This window comes from uncultured Subdoligranulum sp. (assembly GCF_937890665.1).
Map to the genome: position 1 here is coordinate 1 of NZ_CALADU010000233.1, position 4,326 is coordinate 4,326.

At 53.5% G+C, this 4,326-nt stretch carries 3 protein-coding genes and 1 tRNA gene; 3 read left to right on the top strand and 1 reads right to left on the bottom strand.

All coding sequences use genetic code 11. The features are described from left to right. Position 1: 1 nt before the first annotated feature. Positions 2–85, top strand: a tRNA-Leu gene (locus Q0526_RS13185). Positions 86–307: 222 nt separating this feature from the next. Here the strand turns inward: Q0526_RS13185 and Q0526_RS13190 are convergent. Continuing rightward, the gene (locus tag Q0526_RS13190) at positions 308–1,498 is read right to left on the bottom strand and encodes a hypothetical protein (protein WP_298734423.1); all 1,191 of its coding nucleotides are present in this window, start codon (positions 1,496–1,498) and stop codon (positions 308–310) included. A 278-nt stretch (positions 1,499–1,776) separates the two neighbouring features. Here Q0526_RS13190 and Q0526_RS13195 point away from each other — a divergent pair, with 278 nt between their 5' ends. Together Q0526_RS13195 and Q0526_RS13200 are read left to right on the top strand one after the other, a co-directional pair. Beyond that, positions 1,777–3,282 (top strand): IMP dehydrogenase, encoded by a 1,506-nt coding sequence (locus Q0526_RS13195; protein WP_298734425.1) that lies wholly within the window; start codon positions 1,777–1,779, stop codon positions 3,280–3,282. 221 nt (positions 3,283–3,503) lie between these two features. Further along, a partial coding sequence (locus tag Q0526_RS13200) for an NAD-binding protein (RefSeq protein WP_298734427.1) occupies positions 3,504–4,326 on the top strand: 823 nt, incomplete at its 3' end.

The following is a 4,326-nucleotide window of genomic DNA, read 5'->3' on the forward strand; positions in this document are numbered from 1 at the left end:
AGCGGAAGTGCTGGAATCGGCAGACAGGCACGTTTGAGGTGCGTGTGTCCATGACGTGTGGGTTCAAGTCCCATCTTCCGCACCAACAAAAGAGCGTTGCAACGAAAGTTGCGACGCTCTTTTGTTTTGACAGTGTACACTTGCCTAAAAAGAACGCCCCGGGATCCTTCCGGGGCGTTTGCTTTGCTTTTTAGGCAGTGTTTCAAAGTAGAAAGTCGCTGCCATGGTGACAATGGTCATCACCGTGAGATATAGGCACAGGGATGTAATGGGGCCTTTTACAATATGGTAGGCAATAGGGCACGTCCTATTGTCTTTGGCATACCACCGGAAGTGGTTGCTCCGGCGGGGCTTTATGCGAAGAGAAGAATACGCAGGGAGCCAACAACAGGAAGGGGTTGGCCGACAGCAGGAAAGGTTTGTTCTCCATGAAAAGGTAGAGCACCAATGCTACAAGGCACAAGACCTCGGTAGCATGCCGATGCTTGACCAGCTTCCACAGCAGCAGTAAAAAGAATACGGCCACAAGAAGGGCACCCAAATACCCTTTGTTCATGGGAATCGCCAAGAAGGTGTTGTCAATGGCATGGTGCTCGTCGCCGTCGGTGGGAAGCCCGCCCAGCAAAGAGAGGTCTGCACTCCAGAACACGTTGTGCCAGATCTCGAACCGCCCCGATAGGAAGATGCTCAGCAGCAGCAAAGCCATCCGTTCATAGGGCCATTCGGGGTTGTACACATACCCGGCGTAGAGACTAAACACGCACAGGCCGATAGGCAATGCAATTACCAAGGCGTACCATACTTTGTTGTCAAACAACCGGGGCAGAAAACGCTGTACGGCAAACAACAGCAGCAGAGCTGCCATAGCGCCGGCCGCACCACGGCTGCCCGGTACTTTATAGGTAAACACAAAGAGAGCAGCAAGTCCCAGCCAATCGAACCACCGCAAGTGGTCGTGCCGCAGCCAGCTCCAGACAAAAAATACGCCGACCAGCCGCGCGCCGAAACCATTGTAATGGCCGTAACCGAAATCCCAGTTGCGGCAATAGAAATTGTAGGGCATCAGCGGTGTGGCAAAGTGCAGCAACTGCACCAAGACAAGACCGGCCACGGCCACGGCCAAATAGACACGCAAAGCGCCTTGCAGATCGACATCTTTGGCGGCCACCGCAACCAAAGCAGCCAAGAAAAACCATACATCGTCACCGTACCATGCGGCAAAGCCGGTATACAGTAAGACGAAGGCAACCAATACCGGCTGCCAGCGGCGCTCGTAATCGGTTAGCAGCACAACCTTGGCTCCCAGCAGCAACACAGCGCCGCCGGTCAATGCCAAGCGGGCCAGATGGCTTAAGGTGGGGAGGGTGGACTGGATGTTGGAACTGAATACTTCGGACAAAATCAGCAGCAAGGCAATTCCTGCGCAAAACAGGCGTTGTGCCCACAGCCGCAAACGGGCCTGTCCGGGATCCAGCGGGGAATAACGTTGTAATACCATACGGGAAAAACCTTTCTTTGGAATGCGGCTATTATAACACAAAAACCGGCGCCCGCAAAGTCCGGTGGCGTAATCCGGAAAGGCAAATGACGAAAGTCGTACTTTTCGTTGCGACTTTGGTGCAACTTTCACAACTTTCCCAAATCCGGTGCAAGAAAGATTTTCACGAAAACTTTTGTGTTTTGTCCGTGAATGTGGTACAATCTTCCTAATAACATAAAATCAATCGTTCCCATTGCAGCGGAGCGTTGAAATCAGGAAGTCAGGAGAGTGCATTTATGGCGTATTATTTTTCTGAACCGTCCCGTACCTTTGGTGAATATCTGCTCGTCCCCGGTTATTCTTCGTCGCAGTGCGTGCCCACCGCGGTCAGCCTCAAGACCCCGTTGGTCAAGTACCGCAAAGGTGAGGAAGAGTGCCCGCTGGAGATGAACATCCCCATGGTGTCGGCTATCATGCAGTCCGTTTCCGGCGAGAAGCTGGCGATTGCGTTGGCCAAGCAGGGCGGTGTTTCCTTTATCTATGGTTCTCAGACCATTGAGCAGGAAGCAGATATGGTGCGCCGTGTCAAAGCGTATAAGAAAGGCTTTGTCACTTCCGACTCCAACCTGCCGCCGGAGGCGACGTTGGGCGATGTGTTGGACCTTAAAACCCGCACTGGCCACTCCACCGTTGCCATCACCGATGACGGTACGGCCCATGGCAAGCTGCTTGGCATTGTGGCTTCCCGTGACTATCGGCTGTCCCGTATGACCAATGACCTGAAGGTTACCGAGTTCATGACGCCGCTGGAAAAGCTGGTCACGGCACCGGCGACCACCAGCCTGCATGACTGCAACGATATCATCTGGGACAACAAGATCAACTCTCTGCCGCTGGTGGATGAAGAAGGCCACCTGCAGTATATGGTGTTCCGCAAGGACTACGATTCCCATAAAGAAAACGTCAACGAGCTGCTGGACGTGAACAAGAGCTATGTGGTGGGCGCTGGTATCAATACCCGCGACTACGCAGAGCGGGTACCTGCTCTGGTGGAAGCAGGCGTGGATGTGCTGTGCATCGACTCCTCCGAGGGCTTTAGCGAATGGCAGTCCCGCACGATCTCTTGGATCCGCGAGCACTACGGCGACACCGTCAAGGTGGGCGCCGGCAACGTGGTAGATCGTGACGGCTTTATGTTCCTTGCCAAGGCAGGTGCCGACTTTGTCAAGATCGGTATCGGCGGTGGTTCTATCTGCATCACCCGTGAGACCAAGGGTATTGGCCGTGGTCAGGCGACGGCGGTCATCGAGGTAGCCAAAGCTCGGGACGAGTACTACAAGGAAACCGGCATTTATGTGCCGATCTGCTCTGACGGTGGTATCGTGCAGGATTACCACATCACGCTGGCGCTGGCCATGGGTGCTGACTTCGTCATGCTGGGCCGTTACTTTGCCCGTTTCGACGAATCTCCCACGAACAAGCTGCGTGTAGGCGGCAACTACGTCAAGGAGTACTGGGGCGAAGGTTCCAACCGCGCCCGCAACTGGCAGCGCTACGATCTGGGCGGTGCTCAGAAGCTCAGCTTTGAGGAAGGCGTAGACTCCTACGTGCCTTACGCCGGTTCTTTGGCGGATGGCGCGCAGACCACGCTGTATAAGGTACGCTCCACCATGTGCAACTGTGGTGCGCTTTCCATCCCTGAGCTACAGCAGAAGGCGCGGCTGACGGTGGTTTCTTCCACTTCCATTGTGGAAGGCGGCAGCCATGACGTTATCTTGAAGAACAGCGCGCAAAATAGCTAACCAACTTGCTGAGAAGCAGGGGATTTTTCAATGAAAAGCCTCTGCTTTTTTTGTGCCTGTTCGCAGAAAATTGCCGTACGGTCAGGATTTTCTTCGGATTCAAAGAAAGTCCTATTGCTTTTTTTAGCCACTTTGCTATAATTACCCTAATACTGTAGAAATCTGTGCCGATGGCCCTGAAGCACGGCACAGTCGGATGGAATGGAAAAAGGAGTATTAGTATGAGAATCGTGGTTGTCGGCTTGGGAAAAGTCGGCCGTGCCCTGACCGCGCAGCTCGCAGCAGAGGAACACGATCTTGTGGTGATCGATCAGAATGCAGAGATCATCGACAATATCGTGAACATCTATGACGTACGCGGGGTGGCGGGCAATGGCGGTTGCTACGATGTACAGAAAGAAGCCTTTGAAGAAGGCGCGGATCTTCTGATCGCAACGACTTCCAGTGATGAGATCAACATTTTGTCCTGTCTGGTAGCCAAAAAGTTGGGGACGCGGCATACCATCGCCCGCATTCGGAACCCGGAATATGAAAAGCAGCTTCGCTTTATGCGGGAAGAATTGGGGTTGTCAATGGTTGTCAACCCAGAAAAAGCCACCGCACGGGAGATTGCGCGGGTATTGCGTTTCCCCAGTGCCATCAAGCGGGAGCAATTCTGCCGCCAGCGCTTTGAGTTGGTAGAATACCGGGTGGGGCCGGACAATCCGATGGTGGGGATGCCGTTGACCGACTTGTACCGCAACATTCGGGTAAAGATTCTGATTTGTGCCGTAGCCCGCGGGCAAGAAACCATCATTCCTTCCGGATCGTTTATGCTGCAACCGGGGGATAAGGTTTATCTGACGGCTTCTCCCCGTGATTTGGAAACCTTTTTCCGTAAGCTGCACCTCTTTAAAGAGCGCGCCAATAACATTATGATCGTTGGCGCAGGTCGGATGACCTATTATCTGGTCAAAGAATTGCAGGACGTGCAAAAGCGTGTGACGGTTATCGATAACAATATCCGGCGCTGTCAGGATATGAGCGAAAAATTCCCCGGTGTGT